The sequence below is a fragment of the Parasphingorhabdus sp. genome, from assembly GCF_039968395.1.
Taxonomy (GTDB): Bacteria; Pseudomonadota; Alphaproteobacteria; order Sphingomonadales; family Sphingomonadaceae; genus Parasphingorhabdus.
This window is the reverse complement of record NZ_JBDVPV010000001.1, coordinates 633,990-654,178: the sequence shown is the minus strand read 5'-3', so window position 1 is coordinate 654,178 and position 20,189 is coordinate 633,990. Positions and strand designations below refer to the sequence as shown.

Sequence of the window (20,189 nt, the reverse complement as noted above, 5' to 3'; positions counted from 1 at the left end):
GCCCCGAGGCTATTTCTTAAGCATCATGGTTAACAGAAAACCGATTGCAGTCGCAACCCACAAAAACCGTAGTTTTCGGGCGTTTTGTAAAATCTGACAACATTTCCGCAGCAATACTATCAAGAATGACAATGATTCTGGAAAACCGGACAGCCGTTTTGCTCCCGGGCCGTTCAGACCAAGCCGGAATAGTGTCGTGATACTATGTTGCCCGGCATCGGTTTCCGATAAATCAGATCAAACGAAAACCTGTCGGCAGAGATGCGCAGGTCTTCTGATGTCTCTTATCAACAACAGGTGATGACAATTGAAGCATTTGCGATTGGGTCGGCAAAACGTTTTCAGGCATTATTTGCCAGCGCACGGCTCAACTTCATTTTTCGCTGTGACTGATCGATTCCAGAAGACCATCGCGAACGGCCAGTGTCATCAGTTCGGCCAGCGAGTGCACGCCGAGCTTTTGCATCAGGCTGTTGCGATGATTGTTGATCGTATTGACGCTAATACCAAGTCTGGCTGCCAGTTCAGATGTGCTCCCGCCATGAATGAGGCCAAACATGATCTGGCGCTCTCTTCGGGTCAGGTCGTCATGGACGGAGGGTTCGCTAATAACAGACTGAACGCTGGGCGACAGACGGGTCTCCCCTTGCGAAATCGCAACCAGATGATCCGGAAGTCCGGCAAGGTCATCGCCTTTGAGAAAAAGGCCATCGGCGCCGCTTGCGATAGCGAATTTAAGGATATTCCGGTTCTGCAATCCGGTCATAACCGCAATTTTCGTATCCGGGCTCCATCGCCGCACTTCTTCCACCACTTCGAGTCCGGTGATGACTGGCATCGCAATATCGACAAGCAATATGCCTGGTTTATAGTGCTTTGCTGCGGCAATTGCTTCGAGACCATCACCAGCTTCCGCCACGATTGTGAAGCGCCCGTCCGCTATCAGAACGCCATGAAGTCCGGCGCGGACAACCGTATGATCATCTGCTATGACAACCGTCAGGCTGATGTTGGAGTGGGCAAACGACAATGCAAAAGATCCTTTGCAACAAGACAGTCCGTCGAGATTATATCAGTGCGCGCACAACCGCAATCGAACATTCTGTGAGAGGATTTCTCGTCTTTCTCGGAAGCTTGCAGAAGATCCTGATTATTGTACCGACACTCCTCGTGACGATGTTGCTATTTGCTTTTCCCGCCAGTGGTTCCGCACAAGCTGTCATTGACCTGGGCGCGGAACGCGAAGTCCCGAATCTGCTTGACCGGACGGCACCCATTGATCGGAGCTTGTCCGGCGATATTGTCACTGCCAAATACGCACTGGAAATTCACAATAGTGGAACCGAAACGGCGATCATCCGTCTAAAAACGGAAGAAGCTGCGCGGGTCGGCATATTGGTTGTCCTGCGACAAGGCGAGCTCGAAGAGCAGCTCATCCAAAGCCGCCCGCGCTTTCGCGATATCGAATCCCTGAGCAGCCAAAATCAGCAGCTGGCCAGCAGGCCCATCTCGGTTGCAGCCAGCGAAACCTTAACCCTCGACATTACGGCCCGCGCGGCACGCGGTGATACACCCTTCCCGATTACGCTGATCAGCGAAGCCGACTTTGTCACGAGCAAGGTGGAAATCGCGTCGACGCATGGAGTCTATTTTGGGGCAGCATTGTTTGTCGTCGCCATCGCTTCCGGTTTTGCCATGTTGCTTCGCTCGCGCATCATCATGTTTTTCGCGCTCTATACGGGCACGCTGGTCCTGCTCAATCTGCACACTTATGGCTATGCTGCAAGCTATCTGCCTGAATTCGTTCAGACTTATCATGACGCAATAAAGCGCATGTTGCGGCAATTCTGGGTACTTTTCTATTTCCTGTTCGCGGCAAATTTTACGCAAGCCGCCAAAAACGCACCTCGCGTTTACCGTTTCGGTATCGCGGTTGCGATTGCCGCCTTCATCAACGGGATTATCGGGATCACTATTGCGCCGCCGATCTCTGCAGTTCTGATGGTCATATTGGGCGGTGCCTTTTTAATCACCACTGGTGTTCTTGTCGGGAATGCCGTGCGGCAGCGGGTCATCGGTGCACGGCTTTTCCTGATCGGCTTCCTGATTCTTCTGAGCTATGCATTTGTGACCATTCGCGCCGGGTTTCCGGATATGGCCGAGCATAATGATCTGGTCGACGCCATCGCTTTGGGCCTGCTGGTCGTGGACAGTCTGGTTTTTGCCGCTGCGATCATCGCGCAGGTCAAAGGCATAATGAACGAGCGTGATGCGGCGCGCGATGCCGAGCTGGCTGCATCGATGGAACGAGCCGCAGCGGCGGATCGCCTTGCCCAGGCCTATGTGGACCGCGATGAAGCTCGCGAGAAAATCATCCAGAGTCGCCAGCAATTGGCGGAAACCAGACATGACTTGCGCCAACCGCTGGTCGGATTGCGTAGCGCGCTGTCCGGGATCGATCCCGAAAATCAGGAATTGCGGCGAGCAGTTGGAGCGAGCGTGGACTATATTGACGCACTTCTGAAGGGAACGATGTTCGGGAGCAGCGATCAATCGGACAAGCACAGAAGCAGCGTCCAAAAAACGGAGACATCGGGGCTAAAACTGGCTCAGCATTTTGCCACGCTCAAGCAGATGTTTGGAGCGGAAGCCGCTGCATCCGGCAACAAACTGGAATTCGCTGAAACAGATTCCAAGGTCATGGCCTCTCCGGTCGCTCTGCTGCGCATTTTAAGCAACCTCATAGACAATGCTATTCAATACGCGCCGGGAACATTGATCAACATCAGCACCGGCGAGGATGGCGGCTCGGCATGGATAGAGATTTGTGACGGCGGCGACGGTATTCCGGAAACAGGTGCGCCGGAATCCCCAGAACGGGACACCGGACTGGAACGCGGATATGGATTGAATATCGTGCGCGCGATTGCCGCCAAGGAAGGTTTCGAACTGGAATATCTGGGCGATCAAAATGGTGCACGCTGGCGCGTGGCCAACATACCCGTCCTGCGATCCCAGAAATCGACCGCCCCGGATTAAAAACGGTCACTCTTGTTTGCAGCCTGTTCTTTTCACCAGGTCAGACATCGCAGATTCAACTGAAGTGAAAGTCGCTTCTTTGCCCTTGAGATGAAAGCTGGCAAGGTCGGTCGCATATCGGACACCACTTCCGCTCTGGGACAGTGGGAGAAGCAACAACCGGCTCTTTTCCGGAGCCCGCGACGAAGGGATTTTTACCGAAATGAGGGAGTTGTCAGCAATCGCCATGAAAGTCACTTCCAGGCGCATGTCATTTTCACAGACATATACTGTTGCCGCATTGTCTGCCTGAAATACCGGCACTTGATCGTTGCCAGGCTGGTCGTTGTCAGGCTGGGCAGAAACCGGGCCGGCGTTTCCCACACAGCCGAAAGTAATCGCGACGATAGCTGCCTTGAGAAACAATTTCATGGGAGTATCCTTTTTCCAGAGGCGTATTGACACCGGCAATCACTTCAAAAATCTGGTTTCAGCAGGGTCAGCATTTTCGACAGCTTCTCGTCATTGCCGGACTGTTTCACATATTCAGAATGATTTGCTTTTGCCGCGCTGCAACCGGATCGTTCAATGCTTTTGGCAAGCTGCGCATCGCGCCCCGGATCACCGCTGGCTTCTCCAGCCAGATGACGACAGATTTCAAGTCGCTCGAAATGAAGAGCCAAACCATATGGCATTCTGTTCTCCCTGCTGCCGAACTTTTCCATGTCTGCAACGAAAAAACTCTGGGGGCTCGCCGAAAATTCACGTGTTCCGGCTCTGGTCTTTCGCCAGGCCGGATAGGCAATCCGCTCGTGCGGCGAGGCTTTTAGGGAAGTTAGCTCATCGCCTTCGATGAACGAGAAGACAATCTCATCTGCCTTTCCGGTGGACCAATATCCCCCGGTTTTTGTCGAGAGAAGTTCGCCGCCAACCCGTGAAAATTCGCTGAGCACCAATTTGCCTTGCGCGTTGGCGGTTACCATCAACCTGCGCTGGTTCGTGACACCAACATAGACCACATCCGGCTGCACCATGCATTCGCCCCTGGCGTCATCTATCGTAATGCTGGAGAGTGTATTCATCGCAATTTTGGCCGGATCACCCAACGCGCCGGGATTGATATAGTGCAATCGACCAACATCCTCACCGGTTTCAGGTTCGCTCAGGCTGTAATATATCTGGCTGACCCCCGCATCAGCTTCGCCGAGACGCAACGTTTCCCTGTTCAAATTTCCGGCCCGGTTCAGGCTGAGAAAGTCAACCAGACCAGCTCCGTCTTCCTTGAATGCGATAAACACATTGTGTTTTTCTGCAACGCACAGCGCATCAACGGCAAAATAGCGCGATTGATCGTCAGACTTGCCCTGCATCAGATAAAAACCGTTTTGATTTTTCGGTAAACTGGCAGCCTGTCCGGCTGTTGCTGAAAGCAGGCCCGTGGCCGCCACAGCGATTGCTGCGACAAGTAGATTCCGTCCGCCTGTCCTGATCATCATCGGGGATTCCTTTCAAATTATCTGAACCTTTCCCTGTAAATAGAGGAACCCGCGCCCACTCTAAATGGTGCGATTGCACTATTTCCCACGTCGCGGATCGCCCGTAATTATCGCTCCTGACATAACAGGAGAAAGCTCATGCGGCAGAAGACAGTTTTGTTCGTTACCTTGACAAGTCTGGGACTTGGCGGTTGCCTCGGCGGCCGGGTCAACAGCAATGTATCACAATTCAACACCCTTGAATCAGTCCCGGCGACGGCAACGTTCACGGTGGTATCGTGGCGACCGGAACTGGAGAATTCCTTGCAATTCAATAACTATGCCCTGCGCCTTACAGAAATCATGCGCGATGCCGGACTTCGTGTCGTCCAACCCGGCCGGAAAGCTGATTATGTCGCTTATCTGGACTATGGAATCGATGATGGGCGGCCCGTCACTTATAGTTACAATGTTCCGCAATGGGGCACGACTTACAACAGCCAGACAACAACCACCGTGGTGGATGAAACAGCCAGCGGGCAAATTGTGAACAGTACTGTCCGTGGCACCGACCCCACTTATGGGGTTACCGGTTACACACGGGAAACGCGAAACTCGACGGAATATGCCCGGTTCGTCAACATCGACATTTTACAGGCCAATGCCGGTGCGCGAACCACTCCGGTCTACGAACTACGTCTGCAAAGCAGTGGATGGTGTGGAAGCATTCCCAGTCTGATGCCCAGATTCATGAAAGCAATCGAAAAGCGATTTGATCGCAAATCCGGATATTCCGGCAAGGTCAAGACCGGGGGTGTCGATTGCTGAGCAACTTTGGAAAGCATCAACCCATATTGCCGTACTACTCTGATTATAAAGGGTTTTTAGTTTTTTTAATGAACTTTGGATGAACGAATTTCCGCAGAATATAGTGTGAATCCACTATGGGCAGATGCCTCGCTTTCCAACATGATTGGACCATCGTCAGACAAGGGAGAAAGACTGTGAGAATATCAAAAACACATTCAGGACGGTCAGTTGCTGCCATCGCATTTGTGGCGCTGACATGTGTCGGCACACAGCCTGTTCTCGCTCAGCAATCTTCCGCAAACGCATTTGCCGATCTGTTCAAGAAGAACAATGGCAATGCAAGTGATCTGGAACGCAGAGGCGATCAGGCCCGTCAACGCCGGGCGAACACAAATTCTCCGGATGCGCCGGATTTTGACGGCCCCGAATATCGCGCACATGCAGCCGATCTGGCCGCGAATTCCGATCTTCAAGAGCTTGAACAGCGCGGTTATGACGCACGCAGGGCGAGGCCGGAACAGGATATCCGGACCGAAAATGACCTCACACCAGCTGAACGCCGGGACCTCCAGCGTCGCGGTAAAAACGCCCAGGTTGCGCGTGGTGTCAGACCGGGCTTTCAGAATAGCGGGCACCCCGCGACACAGCGTACCAACCGCAAAGTCCGGCGCGGTGCGGCGCAATTGCCGCGCGGCGGAAATTTCAACGGGCCGGAATATCGCCAACATGTCGGCAACTTGGCGGCCAATGGCAATTTGCAGCAACTGGAACAGCGCGGCTATGACGCGCGCCGGGCACGTCCGGGGCACCAGATTCGGGACGAATTTGACTATACCCCAGAAGAACGCCGCAACCTTCAGCAACGGGGTCGCCAGGCACAGGTAACACGCGGCAACCGCCAGGGCTTTCGGCCCGTTGCCGGCAATGGGCCCCAGTATCAATCGCGGTCAGTCGCCCGTGGAAATCATTATCCCGGTGCAGGACGACAACCCGTCAGAGGTCAGGCAGCACGTGGATATCGGGCCGGAACAGCCGCCAGAACAGGTTTCACGGCGACATCTGTTCACAACAAGGCAGCAGGTGTAGACTTCGGAACCGAGGCCTTTGGCGGACGCAGCAGCGGCATCGGCGAATATGGTGCGGATATGACAGTGGGTCAGTTCGGCACCTTCGCCAGAGGCGATGATCCTGTCGTTGCCGCTGGCCGGGCAACACAGCGCTTTGGTCGAAACCTGAACGGAGCCGCTCGCGGTATCGGTGAATCCATTCGCGATCCGCGCAGAATTCCGGGCAATGTCGGCCGAGCGGTAACAGGCACGGCCAGAGCCGGAGTCAGTGCGGTTGACTATGTCGGGAGAACCGCCGTCAAAACCACGCGCGACGGGGCACGGTTCATGACCGATCCCAATTATGCCAACAGGCAGATAAATTACGGCGCCCGGAAAACCGCGAAAACCATCAACAATATCGGCAAGTCAACGTGCAAGGGCTTTTCCACGCTGCTCGGGCTCAACAAAAAGAAGTGCAAATAGCGGCGGACGCGGGTGACAACGCGTCGGCCCACCGGAAATGATCAACTGAACAGGGGAGAAACCACATGACCAAATTTCCAGTATTCGCCGCTACAGCGTCGCTGCTCCTCACTTCGGCTACCGGTGTTTTCATGGCCTCGCCAGCCGAAGCAAGCGGCGCAACGCCCAATTATCGCGCTTATTGTGAAGCGAAATATCGGACCGGTCCGTTAAGGGGTGCCAAACCGCGGTGGAGCTATCGGTACAATGAACGCACCAAAAGGATGGAGTGCAAGGAAAAGGATTCAATGGGTCTCGGGAAAACCGTCAGGGGGCGCAGCTTCTGGATCAATCTGAACGACCTGTGTCAGTTCTCAACTGGCCGTCCAGACTTTCACTGGCACGGTGCAGGACGTGTCGCCTGCGGTCCGGACAATCACAGATAATGATTTGCTCGTGCAACCGGATTCTGTGGGGTCTGGCGCTTGTTTGCGCCTTGTTGATGACATCGGGCATCCTGATGCCGTCCGCCGCACAAGCCGGAGGATCGTCAATCAGTCTCAACAAGTTTTGCGATGGCAAATATCGCAACGGACTGCTGAAAGGGTTGCGGACGAAAATCAAGGCTAAGTGGAACCCGAAAAAGAACCGCTGGCAGTGCTGGATTCCAGGAAGCACCGGCTTCAACATAATGACGATCGGGGGATTTAAGCCTTTGGGATATGCGGAAGCCTGCCGGAAAATGCGCGGCACGTCGCAATATCACCTGCATGGCCGGACATTCCATTGCGGTCGGAACAATGTCAAACCCCCTGCACCGCCGCGCCAGCCTCCCCCCGCACCACCAGCCGATGGCTATGGCAGCGGCGACGCTCAGTATACGGCGCTCAGAATGTGCAACCGGTCGCGGACAGACACGATCTACGCCGCCTGGGTCTGGCATGACTGGGGAGAGAACAGGCGCCCCAAGAACTGGCGTGCGCAAGGCTGGATCAAACTGTCTCGAGGCCAATGTGAACAGATAGAATTCCCGCATTATCGCAATGGCGACCCGTATGAAGACACGGTCTATCTCCATGCAACGTCAGACAGTGTAAACTGGGGACGCGGCGAATATAGTTTCTGTGTCCGAAGGTCTGATTTCGATCATGTCGACAGCGACAAAATGGCCTGTACCGCAAGGGATGAAAGGCTGGCGGAAACGTTCGAATTCGATCTGGAGGCGGGAGCGGAGAATACGTTCAACTTCAATTGAACAGAGACGGCCTGCCGACACTCGCCAAGAATTCCAACCAGTTCACCGCAATTTAGCCCACTTCACGTAAAGAGCACCGGCCTTGCGATCATCAGCCAGAACACGCCAATCAATGCCAGAAACGCCGGCCACCCGAGGATAAACCAAAGGCGCATTGCAGAAAAATAGTCCGGTCCCAGCGGCTTGCTCTGTTCGACAGCAGCCGCTGCCAGTGACTGCGCCTTGATTTGCAAACTAACCACTGGAACCCAGCAAACAAAAGCGACGCCATAAAGAATATAAGTCAGTACCAGCCACGGTTCCAAAAGATCATAGCCCAAAAGAAAGGCGAGATAGAGTCCGCTCGCAGGCTGGATGATTCCACTCGTACCGGTGAATATCCAGTCCGCCCGCACCACCATACGCCCGATGGAAGCAATCGTGACCGGATCGCGTGTCAGATGCGCGTTGAGCATATACCAGGCCGTCCCCGCACCGAAGCCGAACAAAATGGTGGAGCTCAATATATGAACCCACTTCACGATGAGGTAAGTTTCGATCAGCGCTTGTCTCCAATTACCCCATAGACCAATATCGCCATTATGATCGGCAAGTTCTTGAGCAAAGGTCCAAGCGGGTCCAGCCAAAGTTGCGGCAAGGCGATGCCGATAATCAACGTGTATCCGCCGACAACAAGCAACTGAATCAGCGTGGACCATTTGGTACCCTTCTCGAATAACAACAGGGCCGCAACAACCAGGTCCAGCAAACATGTTCCGGTCTGAATTGGCCATGCCAGTTCACGGGAGAGGTCGAACCTGTCCAGAAAGGCAATTGTTTGCGTTTCTCCAAAAAAAATGCCCAATAGTGCAGATGCTAGCCAGAGGGTAACCAGCACAGCTTTTAACGCGGGTGCGACAAAAAATAAACGTGCGTGCCACCTGTCCTGCACCTGCGCCGGATGGTTGTTTAGGGCTTGGTCCAGACTTCGCGGTTGAAAGCCGATCTGATTTTCAAATTTCGCACTGTCACCTGCATTGCCGGCGACCATCTGTTTCAGGCTGTTACTCGAGATCGGACCGGTGCCGAAAAAATCTCCCACACGGCCCAAAAATCGCATCAAAGGCATAGGTATGCTCAAAAACCGCGCTTCCGGAAAATTTAACCAGCGGCGGTACCGCTGCAGCAAGCTGCGAAGCGAGATCGTATCTGGTCCAACCGGTTCAAGAACAACATTCTCCCCGGTTGTGCGGCCGCAAATTTCAGAAACGGTCCTGGCCAGATCTTCCACGTGAATTGGCGTGAACAAATAGTCGCCATCCACCGGGAGCGGGATAACAAAAGGCAAGGCCGACATGCCGCGCATCAGCGATGTACCCCCGTAGGAACCTTCCCCGTAAATCAGCGACGGTCGCAATATGGTCCAGTGGAGGGAGCTCTGCTTCAGCGACGCCTCACCAGCCAGTTTCGACTGGGAATAGTCTGAATCGACATCCTCCCGCGCACTGATTGCAGATATTAGGAGAACATGCTGCACACCCGCTTTTTCACAGGCAACATGCAGGGCTTTTGGCATTTCAACATGAATTGCCTGCATCGATGGGCCGCGCAATATGCCCGCTGCATTAATCACCATGTCGATTTCGTGAAGATATGCGCTCCAACGAGTGCTATCCGTCATATTATCAAGATCGAGCGAACGAATATTTGCTTTTGGAAAAGCGTCGCCAAGCCCTTTCTCTTGCCTGACAATTCCAGTTACTTCATGTCCTGCCGCAAGAAGGTCAGCCAGCAAATATCGTCCCACGAAACCTCCGGCGCCAAGCAGTAAAATTTTCATCCCGATCCTTCGTGGTTTCGCTGTTCAGATAGCATGGCCAGGACGGGTTGGGAAACGTCCACATTCAGGATATTACGAATATCCATGCAAGATCAGGAACCAAGACAAACAAACTGGACATTTCCGGCATTAACAGTTTCCCTTCGCCTGACCTCTGGCTAGGACAGCGCAATGACCGAAGCGCTTCTCCCCATCCTTAAATCCACATTTGGCTTTAGCGCCTTTCGCGGGGTTCAGGATCAGGTGCTCGCGAGAGTTATGGATCGGCAAAACACGCTGGCGGTGATGCCGACCGGCGCCGGTAAATCGCTTTGCTATCAGCTACCTGCGACCGCCAACAGCGGCACCGTCGTCGTCATTTCTCCTCTGATCGCGTTAATGCATGACCAGTTGCGAAGCGCTGAGGCAGTGGGCATACGGGCGGCCACCCTCACCTCTGCGGATGATAATCGGGCAGAGACAATTGCGCGATTGAAAGCGGGGGAACTGGACTTGCTCTACGCTGCACCGGAGCGCGCATCCGGCCAGCATTTTCGGGAATTGCTGGAACAGACCAATATCTCGCTGTTCGCGATCGACGAAGCGCATTGCGTATCCGAATGGGGCCATGATTTCCGGCCGGATTATCGCTTGCTGCGCCCGCTACTCGATCATTTTCCCGATGTCCCCCGGCTCGCGCTGACGGCGACCGCCGATGCGCATACACGCGAAGACATCCTGCTTCAGCTTGGCATCCGGCAAGAAGGCCTGATCATTGCCGGTTTCGACCGGCCCAATATTCGCTATGGCATCGCGCCGCGCAAAGGGCTCACCGGGCAAATCAAGGATCTGGTGGATCGCATACCGGGCCCCGGGATCATCTATGCCCAGACTCGCAATGCGACCGAAAAAATGGCCGATCAGATCGCCAAAACCGGGCGCAGCGCGCGGGCCTATCATGCGGGACTGCCACCGGAAGTCCGCCAGCGAAACCAGGCCGATTTCGTGGCATCCGAGGACATGGTGATGGTGGCGACCATCGCCTTTGGCATGGGCATCGACAAACCGGATGTGCGCTTTGTCGCCCATGCCGGTCTGCCCAAGTCGATCGAGGCCTATTATCAGGAAACCGGACGCGCAGGCCGCGACGGTGATCCCGCAGAAGCGCTTCTGTTTTGGGGCGCAGAAGATTTTGCCCGCGCACGTCAGAGATTGTCTGAAGTTGATGAAAAGCGGCTCGACAGCGAGCGCACCCGACTGGCGGCGCTCGGCGGACTCGTAGAAGCTGCCGGTTGCCGCCGGGCGATCCTGTTAAAGCATTTTGGCGAAGAACCACCTGCAAGTTGTGGAAATTGCGATAATTGTTTGAACGCGCCCGCAACGCGTGATGTCACGGAACTGGCCCGTAAATTTCTCTCCGCCGTTTATCGGACCGGACAGAGTTTTGGAGTCACTCATCTCGAAGCGGTGCTTACCGGTCGGCAGGACGAGAAAATATTGTCGCGGGGTCATGACAAACTGTCCGTCTATGACATTGTCGATGCCGAGGAAGCGCCGCTGATCAAACCGGTATCGCGCTCCTTGTTGCTGCGCGATGCGCTGCGCAACAATGAATATGGCGGATTGATGTTCGGGCCGGAAGCCAAGGCGATATTGAAGGGCGAGGAAGAAGTCGCGATTGTCGAACCACCGAAACGCGAACGCCGCAAAAGGCGCGGCAGCAATGCCTCTCCCAATCCGGTGGGCGACCCGTTATTTGATGCACTGCGATCCAGACGAACTGCTTTGGCCAAGGAACAGGGCGTTCCGCCTTATGTGATTTTCCATGACAGCGTGCTGCGCGACATGACCGGTTTCAAGCCGCGCACACTGATGGCACTGGGCGAGCTTCCCGGCATTGGTGCGACCAAGCTGGAGAAATATGGTGATGATTTTCTTGCTATCATTCAGGAAGTTACCGGAGCCATGGAGGAAAGTGCGTGAAGCTTTTACTCGCTCTGCTGTTGCCGCTCGGTTTGCTTGCTGCTTGTACAACCACGGCGTTGCCGCTCGAACCGTGGACCGATAATTTTAATCAGTCGCGTGATCCGGCAATCGTGACAGAAGCCCGCGGCTTCATCATCCAGCGCCAGGGCTGCGACCATTTTCGCGGCGAGCCCGGCTATGATGATGAACGGCAAAAATTCCTGAACGCGCAAACCAAAAAACTCTGCACCGGCACTGACGAAGAGTTAACCCGGTTGCGCGAAAAATATACCAATCATGCCGCCACGATCAAAGCGCTTGCAGAATTTGAAGATTGCATCGAATATGAAAGTCCCTGTTCAACCGTTCGACGGGAGAATTGATGTGAAAATTCTGGCGGCATATGCCCCCTTGCTTGTGATCGGTAGCCTGTCGGCTTGTGCTGATGACGCCAGGCAGGGCGCTTCGTCTGCGATTGAGAAAAAGGAAAAACAGTCCATGTTCCGCAAAATCAACGAGTATATCAGCGTCTCGCCGCAAATCACTCTGGAAGATGTGACCGCCGCAAAGGCGGAGGGCGTAACCCTGATTGTCAATAACCGTCCTGACGGTGAAGACCCGGCCGCACCGCAAAGCGCGGATATCGAAGCTGCGGCCAAAGCAGCCGGCATCGAATATCTGGCGATCCCGATCACCCATAGCGGGTTTTCCGCTCCGCAAGTGGACGCGATGATCACGGCTCTGGAGGGCGCGAAAGGCAAAACACTCGCCTATTGCCGGTCCGGCACCCGGTCGACATTGCTGTGGTCTCTGGCACAAGCGAAGAAAGGCGTCGACGGAGACGAAATCGCCCGCCTGGCCGGCAATGCCGGTTATGACATCACACCAATCCGAGCGATGGTCGATGCGCTGTCCGCTGGAGCGCAATAAGTTTGGAGAGGGGAAGCAGTGACGGTGTGTTTGTCGCAGCCGGTCGCTGATTCACAATAGGGAAGATGACAAGTAGAAAAGCCTTCAGTTTCGTGACTGCACTGTCACTCACCTTTGCATCTGGCTCCGCTTCTGCATTCATGCCTGTTGCGTTTGACGTAGAGAACCTCCCGCCCAAAAAAGAGACAAACCTGTCAAGAGAATGTGCCAAAGCCCTCGCCAACAAAAAGCGATTTCTCTCACGGGTAGCGCGCCTCAAATATCCTGATCCGTTGGTCCATGATTATCTGGACGGCCTGAATCACGGTAGATATGGCTGCCCGAAAAATCCGGAATTCGCATATCAAATACTCGATCGTCACGTGGGAGATCCGATCCGGATAAATGTCTATGCAGATGACTATCGGCGACTGCTTGCCAGTGACGGTGAAGCACTTACCCAGCAGCGTGTCAAAGATCTAGGGGGGACCTTGTTTGCAAGAACTCGTTCGGGCGCCAATGCAGTCCCCAAACACTGGACAATCGCCGGACTGGAGAAACTACTGCTTGCGAACTCCAACTGGAAGCTGGCGGCAGAAATATTCCGGAAAGACAAAAACTATGTCCGCAACAAACTCAGAGATGATCTGCTGATCAAGAATCTGATCGACCCGGCATCGCCCATCTACAATCTGGTAGAAGCGGTCGAACTGGTTTCGGATTCATCGCGTTTTGGCTATCGAACGCGCGTCGCAGAGCAGCTTGCAGACCGAAATCGCAACGCCGCCGACGTGCGCACCGCTTTTAAGCTGATGCATTGGTATTCGCCGTTCGTGCATCAGGAGGTTTCGGAAAGCGAAGTCGATGCCGCACGGTCAATCTTCGAAAAGCTTGTTCGTCTTATGGCTGAAAGTAATGATCCGGACTTGCAGGCAAGAAGCAAGGCTATTCAACAAACCGGTAATCCCCATGCGCAAGTGGGCGGGCAAGCGCCCCCTGTTGACCCGTATGACGGGAATTCGGCTACCGTTATCTCATGGCCAGAGCAATTTGGTGCTGTCCAGACCATACGTTCACCCAACAGCTATTCATCTCGCGCAATTTCCGAACGGGTTGGAGGTCGGGTGGAGCTTGCAGCCTTGTTCAACCCGGATGGAACGTACGGCGGAATGGCAATCACAGCGTCTAGTGGGAGACCGGACCTCGACAGAGCCACAAAAAGGGAATTCGAGCGATACAATCAGCTAAAGTCGAAAACACTTTTGGGCTATGAAGGGCAATATGTGAAAATTCCGATGCCAATAGTTGAATGGCATTTGCTCAATGAAATGGCGGCTGGTGAGACTGGCGTATTTGAATCTGATGGAATCACAAAAGTCTACGAGAGTAGAGTGACCCCGTTGATCCAATATTGACTTTTGGATCAGCTCCAATGGAAACACAAGCACTGCCCCCTCGACAGTCACTGACATTCATGTAAATACTCTACGCATGGAAAGCCTTCCCGATCCCACAATCTACGCGATTCCGTTTTTCGTGCTGACCGTTGCCTTTGGTTTTCTGACCAGCCGCAAACGGGCTGATGGGAAATATGATACCAAAGACATGGTGACATCTCTGACACTGGGAACCGGCAGTGTGGTTGCCGGCATATTGACCGGCGGGCTGGCGGTGGCTGCCATCTTCTGGGTCTATCAATTTCGGATATTCGACGTGCCTTTCACCTGGTGGGCATGGATAATCGCTTTCTTCGTTGATGATTTTTTTTATTATGTATTTCACCGCGGCGCACACCGGATCCGCTGGGTCTGGGCAGCCCATGTCAATCATCACAGCAGCCAGTATTACAATCTTTCCACAGCCCTGCGACAGCCGTGGACCAGCACGTTCGCGCTGACCTGGATATTCTCGCTACCGATGTTCCTGATCGGATTCCATCCAGCGATGATCGCCTTTGTTGGCGGCATCAACCTGCTTTACCAATACTGGATCCACACCGAAGCGATCGACCGGATGCCGCGCTGGTTTGAAGCGGTGATGAACACCCCTTCCCACCACCGGGTGCATCACGCGACCAACCCGCGTTATCTTGACCGCAACTATGCCGGCATATTGATCATCTGGGACAAGATGTTCGGCACGTTTGAGGCGGAACGACAGGATGAAAAGATTGAATATGGCATCATCAAGAATTTGAAGGGTCACAACATATTCTGGGCGGCATTTCACGAATGGGTCGGCATGGCCAAAGATCTGTGGAGCGCACCGTGGCGCTACAAGTTGAACTATCTGATCAAACCGCCCGGCTGGAGCCATGACGGATCGCGCGACAGCAGCGAGACGATCAAGGCGCGTTGGGCGAACCAAAAAGAACCTGATATCAATTCAGGATGACGAAGGCAGAGGACAGGAAAAAATAAATGACAGAATTTGATATTATCGTCATCGGTGGCGGATCAGCCGGCAGCGCAGCGGCAGGGCGGCTGAGCGAAGACGGCAAGCGTAGCGTTTGCCTTATCGAAGCGGGCGGGAATAATGACAATTTCCTCGTCAAAACACCGGGCATGATGCCGTTTCTGCTCAAGAACGCGAACTGGCAATTTGATACCGTACCGCAAAAAGGGCTGAATGGCCGCGTCGGCTATCAACCTCGCGGGCGCGGCCTGGGTGGATCAAGCGCGATCAATGCCATGGTCTATATTCGCGGCAACAAGTGGGATTATGACAATTGGGCGGAACTGGGTTGTGATGGCTGGAGCTATGACGATGTACTTCCCTATTTCAAGAAATCTGAAAGCAACGAGCGTGGTGGCGATGCCTACCACGGCGGCGACGGACCGCTTTCCGTTTCAGACCAGAAGTGGCTGAATCCCGGAAGTGTCGCCTTTGTCGAAGCCGCGCGCAATCTGCAAATGCCGATTCTCGACGATTTTAATGGCGAAAAGCAGGAAGGCATTGGAATTTATCAGGTCACGCAAAAGGGCGGCGAGCGCTGGTCGGCGGCGCGCGCTTATGTGGAACCTGCGCGGGATCGTTCCAATCTGGAGATCAAAACCAAATCGCTCGTCGAGAAGCTGATCGTCAAGGACGGCCGGGTGACCGGCGTGCAGATCAAGCGTGGGCGCGGGCAGGAAATATTGAACGCACGCGGCGCCGTCGTGCTTTCCGCAGGAGCTTTTGGTTCGCCCCATATTTTGCAACTGTCCGGCATTGGACCGGCGGCCCATCTCCAGGAACAAGGCGCTGATATCGTTCTGGACAAACCGGAAGTGGGTTCCAATCTGAAAGATCATATCGACTTTGTCTCCGGCTATAAAACCGAGTCCAAAGCCCTGATCGGAGATTCGCTCGAAGGTACGGTTCGCATGGGCAAGGCGATTATCGAACACCGAATGAAACGCACGGGCATCATGACATCTCCCTATGCCGAAGCCGGCGGGTTCTGGAGCAGCGCCCCGGATGTACCCGCGCCAGATGTGCAATATCACTTCGTCCCGGCAATGCTGGAAGATCATGGCCGGGAAAAGGTCAAGGGCCACGGCTTCAGCTGCCATGCCTGCGTCCTGCGTCCGCACAGCAAGGGATCAGTTCGCCTGAACTCTACCGACCCGGAAGCTGCACCGCGGATCGATCCGAATTTCCTGGATGACGATCGCGATATCGCCGTCCTGCGCAAAGGCGTGCGCAATATGCAGCGGATCATGGAATCCCCTCCCCTGACCGATTTCAAACCCACGGATCGCCATCCTATCGACATGAGCGATGATGGTGCACTGGACACTCTGATCCGGGAACGCGCGGATACCGTCTACCATCCGGTTGGCACCTGCCGAATGGGTGGTGATGCAGAGGCGGTGGTCGACAATCGCCTGAAATTCCGCGGACTCGAAGGGCTCTATGTGGCAGATGCCTCGATCATGCCCGAGATTGTCAGCGGCAATACCAATGCCCCGAGCATCATGATCGGCGAGCGTGCGGCGGACTTTATCAAGGTGGATCTAGCTGCGGCCTAATCGGGTCGCATCAAGTAAGGGGAATGTCTGATTTGTGCCTTATGGAAATGGATTGTACGATCAGGATGCTGCGAGAAGTCACAAATGTTTCGCCCGTAGACCTCAAGACCACGAATCGATAAATACTATGTTACGCGACCTTTTGGAGGAAGATTATGGCCGAAACCAGCTCCGTACAGCAATTGTCACGCCCCAAGGTTAGCTATCGGAAACCTGCTCGTCCACATTATCTGGAGCGCGATGACTATGTGAAACCGGTCAGTGAAATTGATCTGGCCGCGGTTGATTTTATCGATGTTGAACAATGGCGACAGGACAAGATGTGGGACCGGTTTGAGCGTCTGCGCAAGGAAGACCCGGTTCATTATACGCCTGACAGCCTGGTTGGCCCCTATTGGTCAATCACCCGCTATGAGGATGTGAAAGCAGTTGATGTCGACAATAAGCGATTTTCATCCGACGCTGGTTACGGAGGAATTACTCTGGGGAAACCACTGGATGAGTTCACCGGTGAGAGCTTTATTGCGGCTGACGAGCCCGATCATTGGGCCCAGCGCAAACCGATGCAGGCCGCCGTTGCACCGTCACTGCTGCGTCATGAATTTGAACCATTGATCAGAAAGAGAACCGGCGCCGTGCTGGATTCGCTGCCTGACGGCAAGCCGTTTGACTGGGTCGAGGCGGTATCAACCGAACTGACCGCAATGATGCTCGCGACATTGCTTAACTATCCCCAGAGCCACCGGCGAGAGCTGACCCGCTGGTCAGATGTTACAACCAACCCCTTCGATCCGGATATATGTCCCGGTGGGCGCGAGCAATGGCTGCGGGAATTGAATGAATGCCTGGGCACGTTTTCGAAAATCTATGCCGAGCGCCAAGCCGCGCCGCCGGCAAGTGACCTGATGAGCCTGCTTGCCCATGGACCGGCCACCCAAAACCTGACCGCCCAGGAGTTGCTCGGCAATGTGCTGCTGCTGATCATTGGCGGCAATGACACCACTCGCAACACAATGTCCGGCGGTCTCTATGCGCTGAACAAATTTCCGGATGAATATGCCAAGCTGAAGGCTGACCCCGGTCTGATCCCCAATATGGTATCGGAAATGATCCGCTGGCAAACACCGCTTGCCTATATGCGGCGAACAGCGCTTGAAGACGTATCAATGCACGGCAAGACCATCAAAAAAGGTGACCAGGTCGCGATGTGGTACATTTCCGCCAATCGCGATGAAAACTTTTGGGAGCAGGACCCGAACGCGCTGATCATCGATCGCAAACAGGCAAGTCGCCACATCTCTTTCGGTTTCGGCGTCCACCGCTGCTACGGCAATCGCGTCGCCGAACTTCAGTTGCGTATCCTGTGGGAAGAAATCCTGAAACGTTTCGAGCATATCGAAGTGATCGACGAACCAAGCCGAACGTCCAGCGCCTTTGTGCACGGTTACACCTGGTTGCCGGTCATCTGCCATCGCAAAGCCTAGACAGCGAGACAACCCGTCAGAATGATCGGATGCTCGATGGATGTTTCGGATATGTGCCTGGTCACAAGTATTTCTTTTTTAGGTTCTGCACCGACGCGACATCGCTGTTTCCACTACTTACCACCCTGCCAAGCCCGGAGTGATGCAACTTGACTCCTGCTTCCGCAATATCCCGAAAGCGGACGCTATCAAAGCAACCTCCAAACTGTATTTACGACCGAATGGAGAAGGATGGGGGCGATTATGCTACCCGTGTTTAGGCGTAGCCATGTAAGCAAAAAACCAAATATTCCCGCAAACAATATAGCTTCGATCGAAACGAAGAGTCCTTGGTCGCTCCAGTAGATGCCATGGATAATTGTAAACATCAGAGTCGATATCAGAGCAGCAATCCCAAAGTTTGACCACAAGATGGAACGACCGTCGCCAAATGCCCTTACAAGGCAATATAGGAAAATACCGCGATAGAAGAGTTCCTCCTCTATGCTGGGCATAGTTAATTGATAGGTTATCGCTTCAGATGTATGTGCTTCATCCGGTATAAACGATGCAACTATGATAGACAGGATCAGGAGGAGAATGAACAGCCCCCAACCCCAGTGCGCTTGTTCTGATTGTTTGAACGTAACGCCTGATTTTCCGCGGTCAATAACACCGCTTGCCAAAATTATTAAAGAGGCTGCTAGTGCAAATACCTTTCCAGCCCAGTTAAATTGAAGATCTTCAACGCCAATAAAACTGTCGATTAGACCATTGAGTCCAAAGATATTGAGGACAAGGGCAACGTTGATGTTAAACAGCGTAAACGCTGCCGCGAGCCATTTAACATTGAAATTATCACCGGCAAAATATCTGGCAATCATACTCGCTACTAGAAATATGCCGTTCCAGATCAATAGACTTTCGAAGGTGTGCATAGCGATAACTCCAAGTCAATTGCTGTTGAGCAATGCTAAAACACCTTGAATGATCAGGCTGATTGAAATAGCATTGATTCGACAATAAATTATCTGTTTTAGATAATAAATCAACTAAAAGGTTTCCATATGCTCGATTCGAAGCCTCTTTTAAAGTTCGCCTGTTGGTGTTTCCTGGCAACAATCCCGCTCTTGGCCACGATAATTCTGGCTGGTCTGATTACCTATTGGGGTTTTGGAGTAGATCGATTGGGAGGTAACTTCATTGTATTTTCTGGTGTTGTTCCGATCGAAGAACGCAGGGTTTTTGGATTTCTGGCATCCTCTGTCCCGACCATATTTGTACAGATTGCACTGTGGCATCTATTCATGATGTTCCGGCAATATAGTCAGACGAAGCTCGTTGCACTGCGGACAATCAGTCATCTTCGAGCCTTTGCAAAATATTCGTTGCTGACCGTTATCTCCGCTTTTCTGCTTAGTGGTGTTATGAGATGGGCTATGGGAGTTTTTGATGATGCCCCCCTCTGGACACATTTGGGATTTTCCATCACACATTTGGTCATGCTATTTTCTTCAGCCATCATATACATCGCCACATATTTGATCGAGGAGGGGTATCGGCACGGGCAAGAAATCCAAGAGTATGTGTAAGCATGGCCGTTGTTATTACTCTTGATGTGATGCTTGCTCGTCGGAAAATGAAATCCAAGGAATTGGCAGCCGCAATTGGTGTGACTGAGGCCAATCTTTCGAAACTGAAATCGGGAAATGTTAAGGGTGTCAAACTAGAGACGTTGAACAGGATCTGCACAGTTTTGGATTGCAAGCCTGCAGATCTTATTGATTTCCTTCCTGACTAAATAAGCTTGGCCAGGGCAGATTCTTTTATGCTGCTAATGTCCGCTTTTGCGCCCAAAGCGGACACCCCCATCCGAACGGTCCCAAAAAAAGGCCGGGGCGTTTCCACCACCGGCCATAAAGTTGGTTGTTCGCAGGAGGAACAAATTTAGGTGCCGACCTCAGTGTTGGGA

General features: G+C 53.5%; 20 protein-coding genes. 14 read left to right on the top strand and 6 right to left on the bottom strand.

Going from position 1 to position 20,189, the window contains the following annotated elements; genetic code table 11:
* Positions 1-373 precede the first annotated feature (373 nt).
* Positions 374-1,030, bottom strand: coding sequence for a response regulator transcription factor (locus ABJI30_RS03205; protein WP_348015465.1), 657 nt, complete (start codon positions 1,028-1,030; stop codon positions 374-376).
* Here ABJI30_RS03205 and ABJI30_RS03200 point away from each other — a divergent pair.
* Positions 1,030-3,039, top strand: coding sequence for a sensor histidine kinase (locus tag ABJI30_RS03200; protein ID WP_348025368.1), 2,010 nt, complete (start codon positions 1,030-1,032; stop codon positions 3,037-3,039). The genes ABJI30_RS03205 and ABJI30_RS03200 overlap by 1 nt on opposite strands.
* A 6-nt stretch (positions 3,040-3,045) precedes the next feature.
* On the opposite strand, the gene ABJI30_RS03195 is transcribed toward ABJI30_RS03200, so the two are convergent.
* Both ABJI30_RS03195 and ABJI30_RS03190 read right to left on the bottom strand, forming a co-directional pair.
* Positions 3,046-3,450, bottom strand: coding sequence for an MliC family protein (locus ABJI30_RS03195; protein WP_348015464.1), 405 nt, complete (start codon positions 3,448-3,450; stop codon positions 3,046-3,048).
* A 44-nt stretch (positions 3,451-3,494) separates the two neighbouring features.
* Positions 3,495-4,514, bottom strand: a complete 1,020-nt coding sequence (locus ABJI30_RS03190) for a hypothetical protein (RefSeq protein ID WP_348015463.1) — start codon at positions 4,512-4,514, stop codon at positions 3,495-3,497.
* Between the two features lie 138 nt (positions 4,515-4,652).
* Between ABJI30_RS03190 and ABJI30_RS03185 the strand changes: the two genes are divergently transcribed.
* From ABJI30_RS03185 to ABJI30_RS03170, 4 genes are all read left to right on the top strand, one after another.
* Complete coding sequence (locus tag ABJI30_RS03185; RefSeq protein WP_348015462.1) at positions 4,653-5,321, top strand: hypothetical protein; 669 nt, start codon at positions 4,653-4,655, stop codon at positions 5,319-5,321.
* Positions 5,322-5,497: 176 nt separating this feature from the next.
* Positions 5,498-6,835: a hypothetical protein gene (locus tag ABJI30_RS03180; RefSeq protein WP_348015461.1), complete on the top strand. Its 1,338-nt coding sequence runs from the start codon at positions 5,498-5,500 to the stop codon at positions 6,833-6,835.
* A 65-nt stretch (positions 6,836-6,900) separates the two neighbouring features.
* Positions 6,901-7,260, top strand: coding sequence for a hypothetical protein (locus ABJI30_RS03175; RefSeq protein ID WP_348015460.1), 360 nt, complete (start codon positions 6,901-6,903; stop codon positions 7,258-7,260).
* A 56-nt stretch (positions 7,261-7,316) separates the two neighbouring features.
* Positions 7,317-8,069 carry a DUF1036 domain-containing protein gene (locus ABJI30_RS03170; RefSeq protein WP_348025290.1) on the top strand — a complete coding sequence of 251 codons (753 nt, stop codon included), beginning with the start codon at positions 7,317-7,319 and terminating at the stop codon, positions 8,067-8,069.
* Positions 8,070-8,131: 62 nt separating this feature from the next.
* On the opposite strand, the gene ABJI30_RS03165 is transcribed toward ABJI30_RS03170, so the two are convergent.
* Both ABJI30_RS03165 and ABJI30_RS03160 read right to left on the bottom strand, forming a co-directional pair.
* Complete coding sequence (locus ABJI30_RS03165) at positions 8,132-8,590, bottom strand: DUF2269 domain-containing protein (protein ID WP_348015458.1); 459 nt, start codon at positions 8,588-8,590, stop codon at positions 8,132-8,134.
* Between the two features lie 17 nt (positions 8,591-8,607).
* The gene (locus ABJI30_RS03160) at positions 8,608-9,888 is read right to left on the bottom strand and encodes an SDR family oxidoreductase (protein ID WP_348015457.1); all 1,281 of its coding nucleotides are present in this window, start codon (positions 9,886-9,888) and stop codon (positions 8,608-8,610) included.
* Positions 9,889-10,059: 171 nt separating this feature from the next.
* Between ABJI30_RS03160 and recQ the strand changes: the two genes are divergently transcribed.
* From recQ to ABJI30_RS03125, 7 genes are all read left to right on the top strand, one after another.
* Entirely contained in the window at positions 10,060-11,850 is a 1,791-nt protein-coding gene (gene recQ, locus ABJI30_RS03155; RefSeq protein ID WP_348015456.1) for a DNA helicase RecQ, read from the top strand.
* A complete protein-coding gene (locus tag ABJI30_RS03150; protein WP_348015455.1) occupies positions 11,847-12,215 on the top strand; it encodes a hypothetical protein in 369 nt (122 codons plus the stop codon). The genes recQ and ABJI30_RS03150 overlap by 4 nt, the downstream gene beginning before the upstream one ends.
* Before the next feature lies 1 nt (position 12,216).
* The gene (locus ABJI30_RS03145; RefSeq protein WP_348015454.1) at positions 12,217-12,762 is read left to right on the top strand and encodes a TIGR01244 family sulfur transferase; all 546 of its coding nucleotides are present in this window, start codon (positions 12,217-12,219) and stop codon (positions 12,760-12,762) included.
* A gap of 65 nt (positions 12,763-12,827) precedes the next feature.
* Positions 12,828-14,156 carry an energy transducer TonB gene (locus ABJI30_RS03140; RefSeq protein ID WP_348015453.1) on the top strand — a complete coding sequence of 443 codons (1,329 nt, stop codon included), beginning with the start codon at positions 12,828-12,830 and terminating at the stop codon, positions 14,154-14,156.
* Positions 14,157-14,232: 76 nt separating this feature from the next.
* On the top strand, positions 14,233-15,135 hold the full coding sequence (locus ABJI30_RS03135; RefSeq protein ID WP_348015452.1) for a sterol desaturase family protein: 903 nt from the start codon (positions 14,233-14,235) through the stop codon (positions 15,133-15,135).
* A 26-nt stretch (positions 15,136-15,161) separates the two neighbouring features.
* Entirely contained in the window at positions 15,162-16,754 is a 1,593-nt protein-coding gene (locus ABJI30_RS03130; RefSeq protein WP_348015451.1) for a GMC family oxidoreductase N-terminal domain-containing protein, read from the top strand.
* A gap of 155 nt (positions 16,755-16,909) precedes the next feature.
* Positions 16,910-18,238 carry a cytochrome P450 gene (locus ABJI30_RS03125; protein ID WP_348015450.1) on the top strand — a complete coding sequence of 443 codons (1,329 nt, stop codon included), beginning with the start codon at positions 16,910-16,912 and terminating at the stop codon, positions 18,236-18,238.
* 188 nt (positions 18,239-18,426) lie between these two features.
* Here the strand turns inward: ABJI30_RS03125 and ABJI30_RS03120 are convergent, their stop codons facing one another.
* Positions 18,427-19,155, bottom strand: a complete 729-nt coding sequence (locus ABJI30_RS03120; RefSeq protein WP_348015449.1) for a CPBP family intramembrane glutamic endopeptidase — start codon at positions 19,153-19,155, stop codon at positions 18,427-18,429.
* 129 nt (positions 19,156-19,284) lie between these two features.
* Between ABJI30_RS03120 and ABJI30_RS03115 the strand changes: the two genes are divergently transcribed.
* Positions 19,285-19,809, top strand: a complete 525-nt coding sequence (locus ABJI30_RS03115) for a hypothetical protein (protein ID WP_348015448.1) — start codon at positions 19,285-19,287, stop codon at positions 19,807-19,809.
* A 2-nt stretch (positions 19,810-19,811) separates the two neighbouring features.
* Entirely contained in the window at positions 19,812-20,018 is a 207-nt protein-coding gene (locus tag ABJI30_RS03110; protein ID WP_348015447.1) for a helix-turn-helix transcriptional regulator, read from the top strand.
* Positions 20,019-20,189 lie beyond the last annotated feature (171 nt).